Annotated in this window: 26 protein-coding genes; 17 read left to right on the top strand and 9 right to left on the bottom strand. The window is 41.9% G+C overall.

Annotated elements, in window-relative coordinates; genetic code table 11:
- Positions 1–96: 96 nt before the first annotated feature.
- The 4 genes from ABD960_RS06620 to ABD960_RS06605 are packed head-to-tail and all read right to left on the bottom strand — an operon-like array spanning position 97 to position 2,024.
- Positions 97–618 carry a KdsC family phosphatase gene (locus tag ABD960_RS06620; RefSeq protein ID WP_345330150.1) on the bottom strand — a complete coding sequence of 174 codons (522 nt, stop codon included), beginning with the start codon at positions 616–618 and terminating at the stop codon, positions 97–99.
- A 9-nt stretch (positions 619–627) separates the two neighbouring features.
- Positions 628–870: a Fe-S cluster assembly protein IscX gene (gene iscX, locus ABD960_RS06615; protein WP_345330149.1), complete on the bottom strand. Its 243-nt coding sequence runs from the start codon at positions 868–870 to the stop codon at positions 628–630.
- A 19-nt stretch (positions 871–889) separates the two neighbouring features.
- Positions 890–1,222, bottom strand: a complete 333-nt coding sequence (locus ABD960_RS06610; RefSeq protein WP_345330148.1) for a 2Fe-2S iron-sulfur cluster-binding protein — start codon at positions 1,220–1,222, stop codon at positions 890–892.
- A gap of 31 nt (positions 1,223–1,253) precedes the next feature.
- A complete protein-coding gene (locus ABD960_RS06605; protein ID WP_345330147.1) occupies positions 1,254–2,024 on the bottom strand; it encodes a Rossmann-like and DUF2520 domain-containing protein in 771 nt (256 codons plus the stop codon).
- A gap of 57 nt (positions 2,025–2,081) precedes the next feature.
- Here ABD960_RS06605 and ABD960_RS06600 point away from each other — a divergent pair, with 57 nt between their 5' ends.
- Together ABD960_RS06600 and ABD960_RS06595 are read left to right on the top strand one after the other, a co-directional pair.
- Positions 2,082–2,747, top strand: coding sequence for a hypothetical protein (locus ABD960_RS06600; protein WP_345330146.1), 666 nt, complete (start codon positions 2,082–2,084; stop codon positions 2,745–2,747).
- Positions 2,748–2,750: 3 nt separating this feature from the next.
- Positions 2,751–3,425, top strand: coding sequence for a hypothetical protein (locus tag ABD960_RS06595; protein ID WP_345330145.1), 675 nt, complete (start codon positions 2,751–2,753; stop codon positions 3,423–3,425).
- On the opposite strand, the gene ABD960_RS06590 is transcribed toward ABD960_RS06595, so the two are convergent.
- The 3 genes from ABD960_RS06590 to ABD960_RS06580 are packed head-to-tail and all read right to left on the bottom strand — an operon-like array spanning position 3,418 to position 7,033.
- Entirely contained in the window at positions 3,418–4,143 is a 726-nt protein-coding gene (locus ABD960_RS06590; protein WP_345330144.1) for a phytanoyl-CoA dioxygenase family protein, read from the bottom strand. The genes ABD960_RS06595 and ABD960_RS06590 overlap by 8 nt on opposite strands.
- Positions 4,144–6,600 (bottom strand): cytochrome c biogenesis protein CcsA, encoded by a 2,457-nt coding sequence (gene ccsA / locus ABD960_RS06585; RefSeq protein ID WP_345330143.1) that lies wholly within the window; start codon positions 6,598–6,600, stop codon positions 4,144–4,146. It lies immediately after the preceding gene.
- Positions 6,601–6,622: 22 nt separating this feature from the next.
- Positions 6,623–7,033, bottom strand: coding sequence for a cytochrome c maturation protein CcmE domain-containing protein (locus ABD960_RS06580; RefSeq protein ID WP_345330142.1), 411 nt, complete (start codon positions 7,031–7,033; stop codon positions 6,623–6,625).
- A gap of 202 nt (positions 7,034–7,235) precedes the next feature.
- Here ABD960_RS06580 and ABD960_RS06575 point away from each other — a divergent pair, with 202 nt between their 5' ends.
- The 3 genes from ABD960_RS06575 to ABD960_RS06565 all read left to right on the top strand — a co-directional run bounded on the left by ABD960_RS06575 (position 7,236) and on the right by ABD960_RS06565 (position 10,520).
- The gene (locus ABD960_RS06575) at positions 7,236–9,509 is read left to right on the top strand and encodes an ATP-dependent helicase (RefSeq protein ID WP_345330141.1); all 2,274 of its coding nucleotides are present in this window, start codon (positions 7,236–7,238) and stop codon (positions 9,507–9,509) included.
- Positions 9,510–9,694: 185 nt separating this feature from the next.
- Positions 9,695–10,045: a helix-turn-helix domain-containing protein gene (locus ABD960_RS06570; protein WP_345330140.1), complete on the top strand. Its 351-nt coding sequence runs from the start codon at positions 9,695–9,697 to the stop codon at positions 10,043–10,045.
- 190 nt (positions 10,046–10,235) lie between these two features.
- Positions 10,236–10,520 carry a hypothetical protein gene (locus ABD960_RS06565; RefSeq protein WP_345330139.1) on the top strand — a complete coding sequence of 95 codons (285 nt, stop codon included), beginning with the start codon at positions 10,236–10,238 and terminating at the stop codon, positions 10,518–10,520.
- On the opposite strand, the gene ABD960_RS06560 is transcribed toward ABD960_RS06565, so the two are convergent.
- A complete protein-coding gene (locus ABD960_RS06560; protein WP_345330138.1) occupies positions 10,517–11,956 on the bottom strand; it encodes a tetratricopeptide repeat protein in 1,440 nt (479 codons plus the stop codon). The genes ABD960_RS06565 and ABD960_RS06560 overlap by 4 nt on opposite strands.
- 305 nt (positions 11,957–12,261) lie before the next feature.
- Here ABD960_RS06560 and ABD960_RS06555 point away from each other — a divergent pair, with 305 nt between their 5' ends.
- The 11 genes from ABD960_RS06555 to ABD960_RS06505 all read left to right on the top strand — a co-directional run bounded on the left by ABD960_RS06555 (position 12,262) and on the right by ABD960_RS06505 (position 15,996).
- Positions 12,262–12,414, top strand: a complete 153-nt coding sequence (locus tag ABD960_RS06555; RefSeq protein ID WP_345330137.1) for a hypothetical protein — start codon at positions 12,262–12,264, stop codon at positions 12,412–12,414.
- 33 nt (positions 12,415–12,447) lie between these two features.
- A complete protein-coding gene (locus ABD960_RS06550; RefSeq protein ID WP_345330136.1) occupies positions 12,448–12,591 on the top strand; it encodes a hypothetical protein in 144 nt (47 codons plus the stop codon).
- Positions 12,592–12,627: 36 nt separating this feature from the next.
- Positions 12,628–12,765 carry a hypothetical protein gene (locus tag ABD960_RS06545; protein WP_345330135.1) on the top strand — a complete coding sequence of 46 codons (138 nt, stop codon included), beginning with the start codon at positions 12,628–12,630 and terminating at the stop codon, positions 12,763–12,765.
- 67 nt (positions 12,766–12,832) lie between these two features.
- Positions 12,833–13,021: a hypothetical protein gene (locus tag ABD960_RS06540; protein ID WP_345330134.1), complete on the top strand. Its 189-nt coding sequence runs from the start codon at positions 12,833–12,835 to the stop codon at positions 13,019–13,021.
- A gap of 63 nt (positions 13,022–13,084) precedes the next feature.
- A complete protein-coding gene (locus ABD960_RS06535; RefSeq protein ID WP_345330133.1) occupies positions 13,085–13,276 on the top strand; it encodes a hypothetical protein in 192 nt (63 codons plus the stop codon).
- Between the two features lie 65 nt (positions 13,277–13,341).
- Positions 13,342–13,533: a hypothetical protein gene (locus ABD960_RS06530; RefSeq protein ID WP_232175291.1), complete on the top strand. Its 192-nt coding sequence runs from the start codon at positions 13,342–13,344 to the stop codon at positions 13,531–13,533.
- Positions 13,534–13,596: 63 nt separating this feature from the next.
- On the top strand, positions 13,597–13,788 hold the full coding sequence (locus ABD960_RS06525) for a hypothetical protein (RefSeq protein ID WP_345330132.1): 192 nt from the start codon (positions 13,597–13,599) through the stop codon (positions 13,786–13,788).
- Between the two features lie 63 nt (positions 13,789–13,851).
- Positions 13,852–14,043, top strand: a complete 192-nt coding sequence (locus ABD960_RS06520) for a hypothetical protein (protein ID WP_345330131.1) — start codon at positions 13,852–13,854, stop codon at positions 14,041–14,043.
- A 62-nt stretch (positions 14,044–14,105) separates the two neighbouring features.
- Complete coding sequence (locus ABD960_RS06515) at positions 14,106–14,297, top strand: hypothetical protein (protein WP_345330130.1); 192 nt, start codon at positions 14,106–14,108, stop codon at positions 14,295–14,297.
- A gap of 42 nt (positions 14,298–14,339) precedes the next feature.
- Positions 14,340–14,510, top strand: a complete 171-nt coding sequence (locus ABD960_RS06510; protein ID WP_345330129.1) for a hypothetical protein — start codon at positions 14,340–14,342, stop codon at positions 14,508–14,510.
- A 115-nt stretch (positions 14,511–14,625) separates the two neighbouring features.
- Positions 14,626–15,996, top strand: coding sequence for a dipeptidase (locus ABD960_RS06505; protein WP_345330128.1), 1,371 nt, complete (start codon positions 14,626–14,628; stop codon positions 15,994–15,996).
- Positions 15,997–16,524: 528 nt separating this feature from the next.
- On the opposite strand, the gene ABD960_RS06500 is transcribed toward ABD960_RS06505, so the two are convergent.
- Complete coding sequence (locus ABD960_RS06500) at positions 16,525–17,628, bottom strand: mandelate racemase/muconate lactonizing enzyme family protein (RefSeq protein ID WP_425563477.1); 1,104 nt, start codon at positions 17,626–17,628, stop codon at positions 16,525–16,527.
- Positions 17,629–17,829: 201 nt separating this feature from the next.
- Between ABD960_RS06500 and ABD960_RS06495 the strand changes: the two genes are divergently transcribed.
- Positions 17,830–18,549, top strand: coding sequence for a DUF4290 domain-containing protein (locus ABD960_RS06495; protein WP_345330126.1), 720 nt, complete (start codon positions 17,830–17,832; stop codon positions 18,547–18,549).
- Positions 18,550–18,608: the final 59 nt, after the last annotated feature.

Raw genomic sequence — 18,608 nt, 5'->3', positions numbered from 1 at the left:
AATCAACAGACCATAGTCGATGGTATTTTAATTTATCTAAATAAACGTCCCGCGTTTCTCTTACTATGATCTATCGACCATGAACCATGGACTAAATTACCAGCTATACGCTTCGGCGTTCATCCATTTGCCTTGTACTTTGAGTACTTTTTCTATCACGTCGCGGGCGCATCCTTTGCCGCCTGGTATAGGCGAAACATAATCGCACACGGCCTTAATCTCTTCAACAGCATCAGCTGGGCAAACACGCAACCCGGCCAATTGTATCACCGTCAAATCCGGAATATCATCGCCTACATAAATTACGTTGGTCGCTTTTATGCGTTTCTCTTCCAGGTATAGCTTAAAGCGCTCATCCTTGTTACGGGCACCGATGTAAACGTCAGTTATACCCAAACTATTTAGACGGTGGATAATACTTTTTGAACGACTACCGGATATAGCGCATACATTATAACCCAGCTTAACCGCTAATTGTAGGGCATAACCATCCTTAATATTAAAGGCACGGGTTTGCTCACCGTTATCGGCAACAAATACGGAGCCGTCGGTCAGTACACCGTCAACATCAAAAATAAAGGTGGTAATATCTTTAAGCCTGGTTAAAAAACTCTCCATGCCGTGTGCTTATTGGTTATCGCGCCATTCGTACACCCAGGCCGACTGAATCTGCTCCAGGTGGCCTTCGTTAGCTTCTTCGCGGGTACCGGCAAAGTTTGGCAGGGTTAATACCCACTCCAGCAAATCGGTAAAACGTATTCGGTAAATTTTCGCCTCGGTGAAATCATCGCCAAACTTTTCGTAAAGTCCCATGGCTATGTCTTCATATTCGTTCCAGTTAATAGGCAAAGCAAATTTATCTTGTGTCATATCGGTATAGTGGGTACTATTAGTGTCCTAAAAATTGTGATTGATCGGGCAGGGTAACTTCAATATCGCCATCAATAATAACGCATTGGCAGCCCAGGCGTGAGTTGATGCGTGGGTTTACCGCGCGGTCAATAAAATCCTCTTCCTTGTCTGATATTTCCTGCACGTTATCCATGCCTTTGTTTACGTATATGTGGCAGGTACTGCACCCGCAAACGCCGCCGCAGTTATGCTGAAGCTCAATCCCGTTCTCCAAACAAACATCCAGTACCGATTCGCCTTCGGCTATCGGGAGTTCGATGGTCTGATGGTCCTTCTCCTCAAAGTTTATCTTTACTTTAAAAACATTCATTTGGGCAAAAGTAACAAAATTAGCGGTGTAGTTATTCTGATTTATCCATTTTGATAATGGCCTGACTTAGCATGCGGTAAACGGCCTGTAAGTCAGCATTATTATCTAACAGCTCCAAATGCGCCTGCATGGTTTTTTGATCGCCGCGTACCGCCGGGCCGGTTTGTACTTTTGCAGGCGATGTATGCTGCACCTTTTCCGCCGTTTCATCAATTAACGGCCTGATGATATCAAAATCCAATTGATTTTGGTTGAGCAACTGTTCGGCAACGTGGTATAGATAGTTAGGGAAATTACAAGCGAACACGGCTGCCAGATGCAATATTTTGCGCTGACCCGTACTTACTTTGTAGACCTTGTTGCTAATGGTTTGGGCAAGCTGTTGCAGTTGTTTGGTTATATCATCATCCGCCCCCTCGATGCATAGCGGCACGTTCAAAAAATTGAGTTCGCGGATCTTGCTGAAGGTTTGCAGTGGGTAAAACACGCCGCAGTTATTGGTAAATATTTCCAGTGCCGAAATACTGGTAGCACCCGAGGTATGCACCATGAGCTTATTATACGGAGCCAGTTGCTTGGCCACATCCATAATGGCATCATCCTTTACAGCGATTATAAACAGATCTGTTTCGGTGTTGATGGCGGCCATATCATCAATAGCCTCCGCCCCTACATGGTAAGCCAATAGGGCGGCGTTCTGCATGGTTGGGCTATAAACCTGCACAATACGGTGGCCCGCGTTTTTAAAAGCCGCGGCCATGTGTGTAGCCACATTGCCCGACCCGGTAATGGTAATACGCATGCTACAAAGCTAAGGGTTTGGTTTTGCAGGATGATATTTTAATTGGATATTTAGAGAATGAAGAACCTGCTTATCATAATAATCGCGCTACTACCCGCCTACTTTGCCGCAGGGCAAACTAAGGCTAAAAAGAAACATAAAGGTTATAAATACCCTGCCATCGGGCGTTCATTACCCGACAATAAACGATACTATGATGATTGTAAGTTTATAAATAAATATACCGTAGCGCAAAGGCGTAAGTTTTATCCGTACTCAAAAGCGACAAAAATACTAGCTGTTTCATACGAAATGCCCATCAACTTGCCTGTCACAATAGATAGCGCTGACGTTGATACCAGCATAAGGTATGAAGATACACGTACAGGGCTATTTGTTAAAAACGGCAAATTGGACCATACCGCACTTAGAGAGGAAAAAGTATTAACTCAATCTCAAATCGACTCCCTAACTTCTATATTTTATAACTACCGCACGAGAGTAATACACAATTATGCTTTCTTAGGCCATTCGTGTTTCAATCCGAGAAATGCCTTAGTTTTTTTTGATAAGAATGGCAAAGTGTTCGATTATCTTCAAATATGTTTTGAATGTTTGCAAGACAGATCTCAGTCTGAAAAATTTGGCACCGGCGCTTATTGCAACCAAAAGTATGAAATGCTACGAAGGTATTTTGCTGAGTTAGGATTTAAAACCGGCACTCAAATAAGGAAAAGTGAATAAGCTATGAAGAACCTGCTTACCGCCACACTGATATTTATTGCTCTTTCTGTTGCCTGCCAGGCACAATCGAAGAGAACGTCTAAGCAAACAAAAAAGCGTAACCTTACAACTTTAGAACAATTAAATAATTGGAGGCCGGAGCATGACGATTGCCTGCTACGTAACCGTTATACCCTAACTAAGCGACTAGGCATGTATCCTTTTGATAAAGCGGCGAAGGTATTGGCTATATCCTACCACTACTATAATAATGTGGATGCAGACATCAATTACGACACGCCGGATAGTGTTTCGCATAAACCTAAAACAAAAAAAGAAACAACAGGGAATGGCATAAGAATAGTTAATGGCGTTTTAGATACAACTCACCTTGTTGAGATCAAAAAGCTAACTTCTAAACAAATTGATAAGCTGACGGATCTTTTGTACAATACCGGCTATAAAGTAGAAGGCCTTAATGAGTTTTCTGAAGGCGGCTGTTTTTCGCCCAGAAACGCCTTTGTATTTATCAACAAACAAGGCAAGATATATGATTGCCTGGAAATATGCTTTGAGTGCAACAACTATGCTTCTCAATCAGACAAGATCAGTATTGGTGATATATGTACACAAAAATACGAGCTGTTAAAAAAGTACTTCATCAGCCTTGGAATAAAAACAGGAACTATCGCTAAATAACTTCTATCCGTTCAGCCCATTGCAATTCATCCGGCAATGTCAAACTGCTGAATTCAATGTGTATCACCCGGCGGTTGTTGTTATTTGTTGTACGGTTGGAGGCATGGAGTAACAGCGGCTTCATGATCATTACGCCTCCCGCGGGTACTTCGCAAATATATTCGCGGTCGTTCTCCCAATCAATATTTTCTGGGCGACAAATGCCTTTAATGTGCGAGGCGGCGATCACTTTAAGCGCGCCATTATCCGCATCTGTATCATCAAGATGAATGCGTACAGTGAAGATATTTTCGAGTACCTCAATTGGAGGCTGCACAGCATATTGGCCCTGCTTAACGGTCCAGTTAGTATAACCATCCGTCGGCTGCTTTTCTTTAACCGCGATGGTCAGATCCTGATGATAGGCTACGAACCAGTTGGAATTGCCGGGCTTATCAAAATAAATACTTTTAACAACGAAATAATCGCTGCCGAAAAGTTTCCGAACTATGGCTTTTAGCTTATCGTTCACCACCAATGGCAATACGTCAGGCACCTCGCTAAAAAAGCGACGTATAGCGAACAGGTCAGCCGTTTTACGAAAGTTTACTCCCGAATTATCAGCATTAGCAATACATCGCTCAATAGCTTTTACTTCATCGGTTGTAAAAACCAAAGGCAGCATGGTAAAACCATCCTGCCTTAAATTATACTTGTGCTCGTCGGCGTCAAAAAACATTTAGGTTGTTTTAAGCTCCTTATTTCTGCGGAAGATAGACATCAGGAAACCGATAACCATTATGACCACACCAGCCCATAAAAAGTTAATGTACGGGAATTGTATCGCCTTCAGCACAATGAATTTCTTTTTGCTTTCAGGTTGCTGATATACGGTTATCTCAAACTTCTGTTTCTCCGGCAATATTTTGGTAACGCGGAGTTTCAGGCCTGCATCCTCCAACTTTTTCGGGAAATCGAATGCGCTGCCGTTTTTGATCAGGTAAATAGGTTCCGCATTGATGGTGCGCCCGTGGGTAAGTACTTCCAGTTGCGCGCCTATGGCAACATCCTTATCCGTAATCGGGATGTTTTGCAACTTAGCATCCTTGTTTACCCCTTTAAACACGATAACGCCGTCGCGGTAGCGGATGGTATCGCCAATGCTTACCTCGTGCGCCATTGGTGCATCGTAATTTTTATCCTCATCCTGCTGCTCCTCATGTCCGGCTTTTTCTTCTTCCGGCTTGCTTTGCAACACGTTGGTCATCGTAACGTGGGTGTACAGGTCATACGTCAGGTAGTGTTTAGTGTCTGGAGACGACGACATACCATCCTGCGACTGTATTACGTTAGGGCGAAGCACAAATTTCTCTACCAGCTTACCGTCTTTATCCTTACGCTCATACAATATATTGAACAGGTGCTGCGCGCCTTCAATGGTATCGCCCAAAAACGTTACCGAGTAGCCATTCATCTCAATAGGCTCGTTGCGGTAAAGTAATACATTTTCTCGCGGGTTTTCCTCTTTGGCAAACTCGGCGCTGTATTGTTCGCCGGTATTGTTTTCAGATACCACCTTACTGGTTCCGGCTGCTATTACCGCCCCTACCAGCATCAACCCGAAACCAATATGCGCCACTGCCGAACCGGCCAGCTTAAATTTACCTTTCGCAGCTTCTGCTAATATTTTACCATTAGCCATAATGCTGTATAGCGATGTAAATATTACTACCAGATAAAGATATTCCAGCTTACTTAAACCGGCAACAAAATACAACAGAACAGTAAGCAACGCGGCAAAACCGAGGTATATAAAATTGGCTACCACAAACGTGTTTGAAGCAGTTTTTTTGTACTTTAAAAACTGCGTTAGTCCTGTAAAAAACATAATTACCACGGCAAACGCTGCCTGTATAATGTTATAATGTTTTACTACGTTGGTAGGCGGGGCAAGTTCAGTACCAAACATTTTATTCCATACCGGGAACGATGTAACAACGATCAGGTGAAAGCAAGCCAGCGCCAAGAATACCGCACCCACAAACATCCAGAACTCGCGAGAATAGGTATCTTCATCTTTTTTCGTGATCGGCAGTTCCTTCCAGCGCACCACCAAAAAGTAAACCGACAGCACCAGGAATATAATGATGGCCAGCACCAGGTGCCAGAACATACCCAGATCAGTAAATGAGTGTACTGATGATTCGCCCAGTATGCCACTACGCGCCAGGAATGATGAATACCATACCAGCACAAAGCTTATCAGCACTAAAAACGTAGCGGTAAAGTAGGAATGACCGGTATTTTTAAACACGATCATAACGTGCAGGGCAGCTACCAGGGTTAACCATGGGAATACCGAGGCGTTTTCCACCGGGTCCCATGCCCAAAAGCCACCAAAGTTCAATGATTCATACGCCCAAAAAGCACCCATGATGATCCCTGTACCTAATATCATGGCTGAAAATAAGCCATAAGATAAGGCTGGTTTCACCCAATCTTTATATCGCTTTTGCCATAAACCGGCAATAGCATAAGCAAACGGTACTACTACCGATGCAAAGCCTAAAAACAGCGTTGGCGGGTGTATTACCATCCAGTAGTTTTGCAGCGTAGGGTTCATGCCGCGGCCATCTTTTATAAACGACAGATAATCCGGGTTCTGGAATATCGGCCCCTCCATCGCATTACGCAGTAGCAAAAATGGTGAGCTGCCAATACGTGCGCCAAACAGATCAATACCCAGCACCATGGTACCCAGTATGGCTTGCGAAAGGGCAATCACCGTCATCACCGGCTTTTCCCATGAACCAGCCTTACGTATCAGGATGTTGCCCAATACCGCCTGCCAGAACATCCATAACAAAAAGCCGCCCTCCTGCCCGTTCCAAAAACCTGATATTAAATAGTATACCGGCAGCGAGCGTGAGGTGTACGACCATGCGTAGTGATACTCAAAGTAATGGTTATACAATATCATGAAAAGGCATACACCCATGCCCACAATAGCCAGCGAGTTAAGCCAAAAGCCCACACGCGCCAGTTTGTACCATGATGTATCCTTGTTCAAGCCCTCTTCTCGGGCTGCAAAAAAGTAACTGATGAAAGATATAAGCGCACCGCCGAATGCCAGCGCAACAAATAAACGTCCTAAATCGCCAACAAATAAATGTTCATTCTTAAAAGCAATATCCATTAAACTATAGCGTCAAAAAAAATTAGAGGGTAGCGGTTTTTGGTGTAGCCTCGGCCACATTCAGTTTATTGTCGTTATACTTCGACGGGCATTTCATCAAAATTTTTGAGGCATGAAACTCGTTACCCTGCATTTTGCCGGTAAGTACCAACTGCTCCGAACGCTCAAAATCCTGCGGTTTGGTTCCGGTGAAGATCACCTTACATTCCTTACCGTCCTTATCCTTCATAAAAAACGAAAAATAGTTGGCATCCTTGGTGGCATCGTAATACAGCTCCTTGCCTTTATTAAGCTGGCCCACCACATGCAGTTCGGCCTTGGTTTCGGTAGCCTCAGTAAAGGTACCGTATGTACTTGAATTTGAATAAGTACTGATAACCACTGCAATGGCAATGGCTATAATGATTATTCCGAAAATTGAACTTTTTTTCATTTGCGGTTTACACTTTGTAATTCGAGGTTACAAAAATACGAAACGGGCGGCTAATAAAGTTTATTGTAGGGGATATATGCTATTTAGAATCATTATTAATAAAACCAACTATAATACAATGTGTAAAAAGCATGACTACCGCTGCTTTCAGCTTTCGGCCTAAAACCCTAATTTCGCCCTGGTAAAAAAGAGAGGGTTAGCATTGGATTATTTAGCGGGATTAAACAGGGAACAACGTGCGGCGGTTGAGCAAACCGAGGGGCCGGTAATGATTATAGCGGGTGCCGGCTCAGGCAAAACCCGTGTAATTACTTTCAGGGTGGCACACCTTATCAATAAGGGCGTTGATGCCTTTAATATATTGGTGTTAACCTTTACCAATAAGGCTGCCAAGGAGATGCGCGAGCGTATCAACAACCTGGTTGGCCCTGATGCCAAAAACATCTGGATGGGTACCTTCCACTCGGTGTTCGCTAAAATTTTACGGGTTGAGGCCGACAAAATCGGCTATCCTAACAACTTTACCATTTACGATACCGACGACAGTAAGAGCGTTTTGCGTGCCATCCTGAAAGAGATGAACCTTGACGATAAGCTGTATAATGCAAATTTTGTATACAACCGCATATCAGCAGCCAAAAACAACCTGGTATCGTGGATGGATTACCAGCAGAACGCGCAGATACAGGCTGATGATTTTAGCAGTGGCCGCGGTCATTTGGGCAAAGTGTATGAAAATTATGCTAAAAGATGCTTCCGTGCAGGGGCGATGGATTTTGATGATCTTTTGTTTAAAACCAATGAACTGCTGCGCGATCATGCTGACGTGCTGAACAAGTATCAGCATAAATTTAAATACCTGATGGTGGATGAGTATCAGGATACCAACTTTTCGCAGTACCTGATCGTGAAAAAACTGGCCGCTGTTAACGAGAACCTGTGTGTTGTAGGTGATGATGCGCAAAGTATCTACGCCTTTCGGGGTGCAAATATCCAGAACATCCTCAACTTTGAAAAGGATTATCCGGATCTGAAAGTATTTAAGCTGGAGCAAAACTACCGCTCTACACAAAATATAGTAAACGTTGCCAATAGCATTATCGCCAACAATAAAGAGCAATTAAAGAAAAACGTATTCTCTGAAAAAGAAACCGGCGATAAGATAAAGGTGATACGCGCTTTCAGCGATAACGAGGAAGGCAAAATCATTGCTGAAGAAATTATGCAGCGCCGCACCACCAATGGGCTTAAATGGAATGATTTTGCTATACTTTACCGCACCAACGCGCAATCGCGCTCGATGGAGGAAGGTTTGCGCAAACTGAATATACCTTACAAGATATATGGCGGCCTGTCGTTCTATCAGCGTAAAGAGATAAAGGACCTGATCGCTTATTTCAGGCTAACCTTTAACCCAAACGATGAGGAAGCGCTAAAACGCGTGATTAACTACCCTAAACGTGGCATTGGTGATACCACCGTGGATAAGATCATATTGGCCGCCGACAAAAACCAGATTACGCCATGGGAAGTGATCCTCGCCCCTACCCAATACATCGACAAAACACCTGCATCGCTGGCCAACTTCGCTACCATGATCCAGAGTTTCCAGGTAATTGCTAAAAACCAACTGGCTTATGATGCCGCCCTGCACATCGCGCAGCATTCGGGTGTGTTAAAGGATTTGTATGAAGATAAATCGGTAGAAGGATTAAACCGTTACGAGAACATTCAGGAATTATTGAATGGCATCAAGGAGTTCCAGGAGCGGGAGGATATAGAAGAGCGCGGGCTTGACGTATTTATGCAGGATGTGGCCTTGCTTACCAATGATGATAACGATAAGAACAAGGATGCCGATACCGTTTCGCTCATGACTATCCACTCGTCAAAGGGGCTTGAATTCCAGAACGTGCATGTAGTGGGGTTGGAAGAAAACCTGTTCCCTTCGCAAATGTCTCTCAACTCGCGCAGCGATTTGGAAGAGGAACGCCGCCTGTTTTACGTTGCCATTACGCGTGCTGAGCATAAACTCACCATCAGTTACGCAACTTCGCGTTTTAAATTCGGCACACTGATTAATTGCGAGCCGAGCCGCTTTTTGGATGAAATTGATGCAAAATATCTGGAGCTGGATTTTACAGCCAAACCGCAACCGTCACCTGGATCATTCGGTAATGAACGCGCAGCCTGGAGCCGTGGCGGAGGCGATACTTTCTCAAAGCCTAAACCGGCTTCAGCACCGGTTAAAACCACTTCGGTTTTGGCGAAGGCGCACGTGCCATCACCAGATTTTAAACCTTCGGACACATCAAACCTGCAAGTAGGCATGGAAGTTGAGCATGAACGCTTTGGTTTTGGTAAAGTGATTAGCCTTGAAGGTAATAAGCCCGACGTAAAAGCCACAATATTTTTTAAAGAAGTTGGCCAAAAGCAGCTTTTACTAAAATTCGCAAAACTACACGTTTTAAACTAAAGAAAAATATATCTCATATTTCCCATATTTGTAGAATAATATCTACAATTGGGGAACAACAGCTTAAGCAAGAGTTACATTTTAGTTAAATAATGCCTCTTTTTTAATATGGCATTGCGTTTGAACTATAATAATATATAAGTAAAATCACCATTTCCCCTATTAACTGTTGAGATATATTAGGTATGATCGAGAAAAAGAAAACAAACAAGTCAATCGGAAAAAACATCCGTATACTGCGTCATCAGCGTGGCTGGAGTCAGGAAGACGTAGCCAATAGGCTGGGCATATCAATACCTGCCTTTTCAAAAATTGAAACAGGCGTTACCGATATTAACCTTTCGCGCCTTGAACAAATTGCCAATATATTTGAGGTAGCGGTAGTTTACCTGCTGGCGAGTGATATTGAAGAAACGGAACCTGAACCATCAAATCTCAGCGTAGCGCAAAAAAAGTTGCTCGAACGCGAAACAGAGATAGCTACGTTGCAACGTAAAGTAATCCTTCTATATGAGGAATTGCGCGCCAAAGCCTGATATTGTTTATAAATGTCTACAAAATGCCCTGTTTTTAAACGAAGCAGGGCATTTTGCTTTTTAAGCCCAGGTTAATTCATATGCTAAAACGAACAAAAATTAATTCGTATTGCTTATAAGCGGGTAAAAACTGTTTGTATAATTAGTTTTGGTTTGAATATTGTATCGATTTACCAAAATTACGATAACGATGTCAAACTACCTTATATCAATAGCTAACCACGAAACCGTAGACGGTGGAATTATTCACGATCCGGCGAGTAAGTTAAAAGTAAGGGTATTCGATGTGCTGAAATCGAAATTCAAACCCAGCAAAGGCGAAATGCGTTTTTTTGTTACCGCGAATGACGAGGTTTTAGCCTTTGAAACCAAGGGCTATAAAAAGCACCGTGAACTGCTGATTTTGCAGATGATATCCTGGTATTGCAGTTATCTGGGGTTATTTGAAGCGCGCATTTACCCTAACTGGCCTTAATCGAGCGCATCCTTAGCCGGGTTATGCAGCATATCGCTCATCTCGATAATCCTTGAATCAATATCCGTTACACATTTATCCATCATTCTGATACATTCGTCTTGCGCCACCAGCCCTTCACGCTCCAGGTTCATCAGTCCTTTAAGCGTAGCTATGGGCCCGCGTATCTGATGTGATAAATAGGATGAATATTCGGAAAGCTTGCGGTTTTTAACTTGTAAATCTTTCGTGCGCTCGTCAATAATTTCTTCCAGGTGATGGTTTATCCTGTCTAGGTTGTCTTTTTGTTTAGACACCTCTGCATTCAACTCTGTAAGCTGCGTATTGGTTTTGGCTTTACGCTTAACGTTACCAACCAGCAAGCCCACTACTACAAGTAATAGTATGGCCACTATAGTAACTCCAAAAAAACGTTGTTTATCATACGCCTGCCTTTGTAACAACAAGGCTGCTTTACGCTCTGTTTCGGCTTGTTCAAACTGCTTTTGTATCAGGTTGATTTTGGTCGACTCGTTAGACTTGTGCAGAGTACTGTCCTGACGATAGATAGCCTGAAGATAACGTAAGGCTTTTTCATAATTTCGGCGCTTATACTCTAACTGGTAATTGGTGTATTCGTAATCATAAATCAGTTTTTGATCCTTAATGATATTGGAATAGGTTTTTCCCTCTTCTACTACCCTTACCGCATCTGCGAATTTATCCTTAGCTATATATAACGAAGCAAGCGTAAGGTTAATACTGGCAACGGTCTGGTTCAGATCATGCCGCTTGGCGGCCTCATTGGCCTGTAGCAGCAATTTCTCGGACCTTGCATAATCATTTAAATAAAAATAGATTACACCCTTGTTTTGTATGCACTTGATGATGTTAACCGTGTCCTGCAGCTCAGAGAAAATAACACTGCTGCGGTTATAATAGTCGAGCGCCTGGTTAAAGCTTTTTTGCCTGTATTTAATGTTACCGATATTGAGGTATAACGAAGCAATCAGTTCCCTATCCTTAAGTTTTAAAGCTATAGCCAGCGATTTATTCAGGTAATTGAGCGACTGATCGTAGTCATTATCCCTAAACAAGTTACCGATGTTATTGTAAACCTTTGCTTCGCTCTGCAAGTCGTTTATACGCTTGAAATATTCAAGTGCCTTCAGGTAGTTATCGATTGATTTTTCAGCCTCATTTAAATAATAGTATCCGATACCAAGTACCCGGTATGATTCGCCCATACCACGTACATAATTCAGTTTTTTTGAGAGATCGAGCGCGCGGTTGGCATTGGCCAAAGTTTGCTCGGGATCGGTAAGCCGGCTATCATAACCCTGCTTATTGAATTTGATTACCTCACTGGTATCCTGAAGCATAACATTTGACGAGCTGAATGCGTAAACGTTAAAGCCAAAAGTAAACAGGAATAGAAAGAGTAGGTATTTATTCATCAAACACTCTTATACGGCCTTTAATACCGAAGGTTATAAAAATAGCAATAAAAGCCTTGTTGAAAACTTTTTTTTAAAATTCTTCTGCATTGCGTAAACATAGGTATATTTGCCACTGTTAAATAATTGACTAACAACACATTATATGATAAAATAATATTTAGAAAAATATGCAGCCATATCAGCGGTTTGTTTAAATGAAACATCTCCGCGGGGTAAGCAAGTTGTTCGTTTAATCTGAACCGAAAAAACGAAAAGGTACTTACATAAATATTATATTAACTATAGATTAAAATATAAATTATATGAAATTTTTATTTTTTATTACAGCAATTTTATTAGTTATTGGTTCATTTTCTTTAAACGCCAATTCTAAAATCGCTCAAAAAGATGAGCATATAGGTGCTTCGCTAAGCAAACTGAGCGGGTTCAAAAAGGACATCAGCGTAGCTGACTAATATTTAGTTATACATATTTCAATAAGCAACAATATGAAAAGGGTCGCATTAGCAATAGCTATAGCCGTAGTAAGCACTACATCGCTTACATCTTGCAAAAAAGAGACTAAACTGCGTATAGAAGCGCCGGCTAAAACGCTCGCAGGCTTTAAAAAGGATATAAGCGTTGCCGACTAAAATACTGAATTACAATTTTTTAAATAAACTATTGTCATGAAAAAGTTAGCATGGGTAGTATTGATAGCGGTAGGTGGATCTTTAGCATCATGCCAAAAAAAGCAAGAGCCTAAACCCCAGGCGCCTCTTCATGTACTGATTGGATTTAAGAATGATATCAGTTCAGCCGATTGAAATATAAGATATTATCATATATAAAATAATTACAACATAAAAGACCATAAATTTTAAAAATACAAACATGAAAAAGATATTCTTAGCAAGCGCACTGGCTTTAGTAACAGTATTTACTTCAGTATCAGCCAACAACAACAATGCTGGTGATAAAAAAGATGTATCCTCAGCAGATTACAAAGCGGGCGACAAGAAAGACGTTAGCAGTGCCGACGCTAAAGCAGGTGACAAAAAAGATGTGTCTTCAGCAGACTAATTAAAAAATGCAAGTAACAGATAATCAACACACAACAACAAATAACTCCAATAAATACAGATCATGAAAAAGTCAATCATAGCAGCAGCATTAGTTCTTTCAACCATATTCTCTTCAGTAGCAGCAACCGAAAATAAAGCAGGCGATAAAAAAGATGTGTCTTCAGCAGATGCTAAAGCGGGCGACAAAAAGGATGTAAGCTCAGCAGATTTCACTAACGCGGGTGATAAAAAAGATGTGTCTTCAGCAGACTAATTACACCATACAATTAACAGATAATCAATACACAACAGCAACAAAAACTCCATAAAATACAGATCATGAAAAAGTCAATCATAGCAGCAGCATTAGTGCTTTCAACCGTATTCTCTTCAGTAGCAGCAACAGAAAATAAAGCAGGCGATAAAAAAGATGTGTCATCAGCAGATGCTAAAGCAGGCGACAAAAAGGATGTAAGCTCAGCAGATTTCACTAAAGCAGGTGATAAAAAAGACGTGTCTTCAGCAGACTAATTACAGTATACAAATAACAGATAATCAACACACAACAACAAATAACTCCAATAAATACAGATCATGAAAAAGTCAATCATAGCAGCAGCATTAGTGCTTTCAACCGTATTCTCTTCAGTAGCATCAACCGAAAATAAAGCAGGTGATAAAAAAGATGTGTCATCAGCAGACGCTAAAGCAGGCGACAAAAAGGATGTAAGCTCAGCCGATTTCACTAAAGCAGGTGATAAAAAAGATGTGTCTTCAGCAGACTAATTACAGTATACAAATAACAGATAATCAACACACAACAACAAATAACTCCAATAAATACAGATCATGAAAAAGTCAATCATAGCAGCAGCATTAGTTCTTTCAACCGTATTTTCTTCAGTAGCAGCAACAGGCGTTAAAGCAGGCGATAAAAAAGATGTGTCATCAGCAGACGCTAAAGCAGGCGACAAAAAGGATGTAAGCTCAGCAGATTTCACTAAAGCAGGTGATAAAAAAGACGTGTCTTCAGCAGACTAATTACAATTCACAATTAACAGTAATCAACAAACAACAACAAATAACTCCAATAAATACAGATCATGAAAAAGTCAATCATAGCAGCAGCATTAGTTCTTTCAACCGTATTCTCTTCAGTAGCAGCTACAGAAAACAAAGCTGGCGATAAAAAAGATGTGTCTTCAGCAGATGGTAAAGCAGGCGACAAAAAGGATGTAAGCTCAGCAGATTTCACTAAAGCAGGTGACAAAAAAGATGTGTCTTCAGCAGACTAATTACAGCATATAGAGTTAGTAAATATTCAATATTACAGAACTATGAAAAAGTACATTATAGCAGCCGCCATTATATTAACTTCAGGTATAACTGCATGGTCATTCAACACGAAAAACGACGTACCGGCCGAGCAGATCATTAAAACAGAAAAGGCGCACTTGAACGAAAATGCTCCAGGCAGTACCTTACATGATATTTCAACTGCTGATTAACATCAGTAACTATATAAATTAATTGTACCTCCGGCAGCGCAACGCTTTCCGGTTATTGAAAAACAGGATGGTTTAAAAGCAAACTACGCTATATTTGCTGCAAATACATTTATTTATGTCAGCCATAAAAAATTATGTTGCGCAGCATGAGCAGCGAATGCTTGATGAACTGTTTGATTTACTGCGCTACCCGTCTGTAAGCGCAGACCCGAAATATAAAGCCGACGTTTTAAAAACAGCTGACTTTGTTGCAAAGAAGCTGATAGAAGCCGGCGCCGATAACGTAGAAGTATGCCAAACAGCCGGCTACCCTATTGTTTACGGAGAAAAAATTATTGATGCCAACAAACCAACGGTTTTGGTTTACGGGCATTATGATGTACAACCGCCGGACCCGCTTGAATTGTGGGAAACTCCGCCGTTTGAACCCACCATACGCGACGGTAAAATATTTGCCCGTGGCGCATGTGATGATAAAGGTCAGTTTTATATGCATGTAAAGGCCTTTGAGCTGATGATGCAAACTGACAGCCTGCCCTGCAACGTTAAGTTTATGATTGAGGGCGAGGAAGAAGTAGGCTCAGACAACCTGGGCGATTTTGTTAAGCAGAATAAAAACAGGCTTAAAGCCGACGTTATATTAATATCCGACACGGCCATGATCAGCATGGAACACCCGTCTCTTGAAACCGGTTTACGTGGCCTCTCCTATCTTGAGGTTGAAGTTACCGGTCCTAACCGCGATCTGCACTCCGGCGTTTACGGCGGTGCGGTTGCCAACCCGGCCACTATACTGGCTAAAATGATTGCCTCACTGCACGATGAGAACAACCGAATAACCATCCCCGGATTTTACGATGATGTAATAAACCTGAGAGATGCCGAACGCGACGCCCTAAATAGTGCACCTTATGATGATGCTGAATATAAAGCCGACCTGGGCGTTAACGAGCTTTGGGGCGAAAACGGCTACTCCACTTTTGAGCGTACCGGCACCCGCCCTACCCTCGAGGTAAACGGCATTTGGGGTGGTTATATTGGCGAGGGTGCCAAAACCGTACTTCCATCTAAAGCAAGCGCTAAAATATCAATGCGTTTGGTGCCTAACCAGGGTTCAGCCAAAATTACGACACTATTTACTGATCATTTTTTGAGCATAGCGCCACCATCGGTAAACGTAAAAGTAACCCCGCACCACGGCGGCGAACCTGTGGTTACGCCTACAGATAGTATAGCTTATAAAGCGGCGCAACAAGCTATTGCCGAATCATTCGGTAAAGAGCCTATACCAACCCGCGGCGGCGGCAGCATACCTATTGTTGCTTTATTTGAGGCTGAACTGCGCATTAAAACCGTATTGATGGGTTTTGGCCTGGATAGCGACAACCTGCACTCGCCAAACGAAAAGTATGATATTGCCAACTACTTTAAGGGCATTGAAACTATACCGTTATTTTACAAACATTTTGCTGAATTGAGCAAATAAGTTTCAAATAATAAAGGCGATTCAGTTATCTTGTATCGCCTTTATTAATTATATAAATACGATGAAACCCCTTATCACTCCTGTTATTGTAAAATATTCGGGTTTACTATTTGCAGCATATCTTACCGCTTACCTTTAGATTGCTATCATATTATTCCTTATTCAATTTTAGATGGAAAGATCATTGTTAGCGGCCTGCTCATGGTTTCCTCAGCGATTGCTATTTCCATATGTAGTATAAAAGAGTTAGTAAAAAATAATCCTATATTTAATATTCTCAAACTGTTAGCAATCAGCATAGTTATAGGTCTTATTAGCGAGTTAGCTTTTCAGGTAATCCGTTATTTCACATCAAGCCTTGATATAAAAACCTGTATACGTAGTGCTATAGTTATGACCTTGTTTTATGGACTGATAGCATTTTTAACTGCTTTTCAATTTAAAACACGAAAGACGAGTATTTTGTGGATTATGATAACCTCTCTTATAATAATAGCTAATATAGCAATCAAACACTTCAAACGTTAGTTAAACACCAACTACAAACCGTTCGCAATCTGCCAAAAAGCTTTCATTTGCATCAGCGCCTATACCAGGTGTGTCATCTATGCTTAAAAAATAGCCATCGTATTTTACACCTCCCACGCATGGGTCGGTAAGATGACCCAACATACAAGTGTCCATATCGTAAAATTTAATATTGGAGCTTGCGTAGGCGAAGTGCAACTTGGCACTCAACCCAATACGGCTTTCGAGCATACCGCCCATCATGCAGGGGATATTCCGTTCAGCGGCAGTATCATGTATCTTCTTCGCTTCAAGCATACCGCCCGATTTGGAGAACTTGATATTAATATAACGGCACGATCCGCTTTCTATCTGCCTGCGGGCATCATGATGATTATACACACTTTCGTCGGCCATAATTTTTACCGGTGTTAATGCCATCAATTCAGGCAAGCGATCATCATGCCACGTACGCATAGGCTGCTCGCAAAACTCAATATTATAAGGCGCGATGTTGGTTAGTGCGTGCACAGCATCATCAAAACTCCAGCCCTGGTTGGCATCAACGCGTATACGCATACCATCGCCCACGGCGTTACGGATCTGCTTTATGCGTTCCACATCTGTGTGTGCATTCCTACCTAGCTTTACCTTTAATATAGTAGCGCCTGTTGCCTTAAAATGTGCTGCTTTCTCGGCCATAGTTTCCGGTGCGCCAATACCTATGGTTATGTCCGTTTCTATATCGCGCACGGCTCCGCCTAAATATTTATATAACGGCAAACCGGAATTTTTAGCAGCAATATCATACAGTGCCATATCAAAGGCGCTTTTAATGGTGGTGTTACCTGCGGTGAAACTGTGCAGTTGCTGCATACGGGCTTCAATATCAAGCGCGTCCTGGCCTATCCATAACCTTGCAAACTCTCGCGCCATAACCAGGCAGGTGTCCTGCGTTTCACCAACAATCATCGGGAAGGCAGAACATTCGCCAACGCCATAAAAACCGGCATTGGTATGTACCCGGATAAATACATTCTGCGCATAGTCCATAGTGCCCGTTGCTATGGCGAACGGCTCCATAGGTATACTAAAGCGGTAAATATCTATACTATTAATATTTATATGTTTTTTCAAAGCGGTAGCGTTTATCTGCTAAAATAAAGCAATTAAACTTACAGCCATAATAATGTTATTTGTACATTAACACATTTGCATTATATTTGCGTTACTACAAGAAGAATTATTAATACAACTTGTCATTTTTAGTCCGGCTGTTATTTAAAGCGCCAAGGGCTACATTTAAATTTTCATTCATAATAATACATGGCTTATACCAAAGCGCCTGCCGAGTTTGATTATAACTCTACAAGGAATAAACTAATATTGACCGAATATGGCCGTAATGTGCAAAACATGGTCAAATATATCTGCAATCTGGATAGTAAAGAAGAACGTAACCGCTACGCACAAGTGGTTATTGACCTGATGGGTTTTTTAAACCCTCACCTGCGCGATGTTGCCGACTTTAAGCACAAACTATGGGATCACCTGCACATTATATCTGACTATAAGATTGATGTTGACTCGCCATACCCGAAACCAACGCCAGAGTCAATCCACATAAAACCGCAACCGCTTAACTACCCCAATCAGCGTATACGCGCCAAACATTATGGCAAAACCATTGAGCTGATGATTGAGCGAGCCAAAGCCATTGAGGAGCCTGAACGCAAACGCCACATGGTACAATCAATAGCCAACTTCATGAAAATGGCTTATGTGCAGTGGAACAAGGATTCAGTATCTGACGAGATCATACTGGCTGACCTGGCCAGCATGTCGCGCGGAGAGCTGAAACTTGACGATAATATTAACCTTAATAAGGTTGAATACCGCACCAATCCGGTTAACAATCAAAACGCGCGCGGTAAAAGCAATAATCAAAATAACCGAGGCCGCAGTAATAACAACGGCGGCGGCGGTCAACGCAATAACAACCAAAACAACCGCAACCGCAATAATGGCGGCGGACGTAAATTTTAAGCGTTAAAAACTTCAGGCTTTTTTTATTTTTGAACCGAAAAACTTTTTAAGGATGGGCA

Source organism: Mucilaginibacter defluvii (genome assembly GCF_039543225.1).
Lineage (GTDB): Bacteria > Bacteroidota > Bacteroidia > Sphingobacteriales > Sphingobacteriaceae > Mucilaginibacter > Mucilaginibacter defluvii.
Note: the sequence above shows the minus strand (reverse complement) of the source record. Positions and strands in the feature narration are given on the sequence as shown.

Bases quoted from the DNA above. Each gene is read 5' to 3' on its own strand.
- ABD960_RS06525 (WP_345330132.1), top strand. From the start codon at position 13,597: ATGAAAAAGTCAATCATAGCAGCAGCATTAGTGCTTTCAACCGTATTC.
- iscX (WP_345330149.1), bottom strand. From the start codon at position 870: ATGACACAAGATAAATTTGCTTTGCCTATTAACTGGAACGAATATGAA.
- ABD960_RS06600 (WP_345330146.1), top strand. From the start codon at position 2,082: ATGAAGAACCTGCTTATCATAATAATCGCGCTACTACCCGCCTACTTT.
- ABD960_RS06590 (WP_345330144.1), bottom strand. From the start codon at position 4,143: ATGTTTTTTGACGCCGACGAGCACAAGTATAATTTAAGGCAGGATGGT.
- ABD960_RS06510 (WP_345330129.1), top strand. From the start codon at position 14,340: ATGAAAAAGTACATTATAGCAGCCGCCATTATATTAACTTCAGGTATA.
- ABD960_RS06505 (WP_345330128.1), top strand. From the start codon at position 14,626: ATGTCAGCCATAAAAAATTATGTTGCGCAGCATGAGCAGCGAATGCTT.
- ABD960_RS06580 (WP_345330142.1), bottom strand. From the start codon at position 7,033: ATGAAAAAAAGTTCAATTTTCGGAATAATCATTATAGCCATTGCCATT.
- ABD960_RS06560 (WP_345330138.1), bottom strand. From the start codon at position 11,956: ATGAATAAATACCTACTCTTTCTATTCCTGTTTACTTTTGGCTTTAAC.
- ABD960_RS06530 (WP_232175291.1), top strand. From the start codon at position 13,342: ATGAAAAAGTCAATCATAGCAGCAGCATTAGTGCTTTCAACCGTATTC.
- ABD960_RS06555 (WP_345330137.1), top strand. From the start codon at position 12,262: ATGAAATTTTTATTTTTTATTACAGCAATTTTATTAGTTATTGGTTCA.
- ccsA (WP_345330143.1), bottom strand. From the start codon at position 6,600: ATGGATATTGCTTTTAAGAATGAACATTTATTTGTTGGCGATTTAGGA.
- ABD960_RS06565 (WP_345330139.1), top strand. From the start codon at position 10,236: ATGTCAAACTACCTTATATCAATAGCTAACCACGAAACCGTAGACGGT.
- ABD960_RS06620 (WP_345330150.1), bottom strand. From the start codon at position 618: ATGGAGAGTTTTTTAACCAGGCTTAAAGATATTACCACCTTTATTTTT.
- ABD960_RS06570 (WP_345330140.1), top strand. From the start codon at position 9,695: ATGATCGAGAAAAAGAAAACAAACAAGTCAATCGGAAAAAACATCCGT.
- ABD960_RS06540 (WP_345330134.1), top strand. From the start codon at position 12,833: ATGAAAAAGATATTCTTAGCAAGCGCACTGGCTTTAGTAACAGTATTT.
- ABD960_RS06495 (WP_345330126.1), top strand. From the start codon at position 17,830: ATGGCTTATACCAAAGCGCCTGCCGAGTTTGATTATAACTCTACAAGG.
- ABD960_RS06515 (WP_345330130.1), top strand. From the start codon at position 14,106: ATGAAAAAGTCAATCATAGCAGCAGCATTAGTTCTTTCAACCGTATTC.
- ABD960_RS06605 (WP_345330147.1), bottom strand. From the start codon at position 2,024: ATGCGTATTACCATTACCGGGTCGGGCAATGTGGCTACACACATGGCC.
- ABD960_RS06535 (WP_345330133.1), top strand. From the start codon at position 13,085: ATGAAAAAGTCAATCATAGCAGCAGCATTAGTTCTTTCAACCATATTC.
- ABD960_RS06610 (WP_345330148.1), bottom strand. From the start codon at position 1,222: ATGAATGTTTTTAAAGTAAAGATAAACTTTGAGGAGAAGGACCATCAG.
- ABD960_RS06545 (WP_345330135.1), top strand. From the start codon at position 12,628: ATGAAAAAGTTAGCATGGGTAGTATTGATAGCGGTAGGTGGATCTTTA.
- ABD960_RS06595 (WP_345330145.1), top strand. From the start codon at position 2,751: ATGAAGAACCTGCTTACCGCCACACTGATATTTATTGCTCTTTCTGTT.
- ABD960_RS06550 (WP_345330136.1), top strand. From the start codon at position 12,448: ATGAAAAGGGTCGCATTAGCAATAGCTATAGCCGTAGTAAGCACTACA.
- ABD960_RS06520 (WP_345330131.1), top strand. From the start codon at position 13,852: ATGAAAAAGTCAATCATAGCAGCAGCATTAGTTCTTTCAACCGTATTT.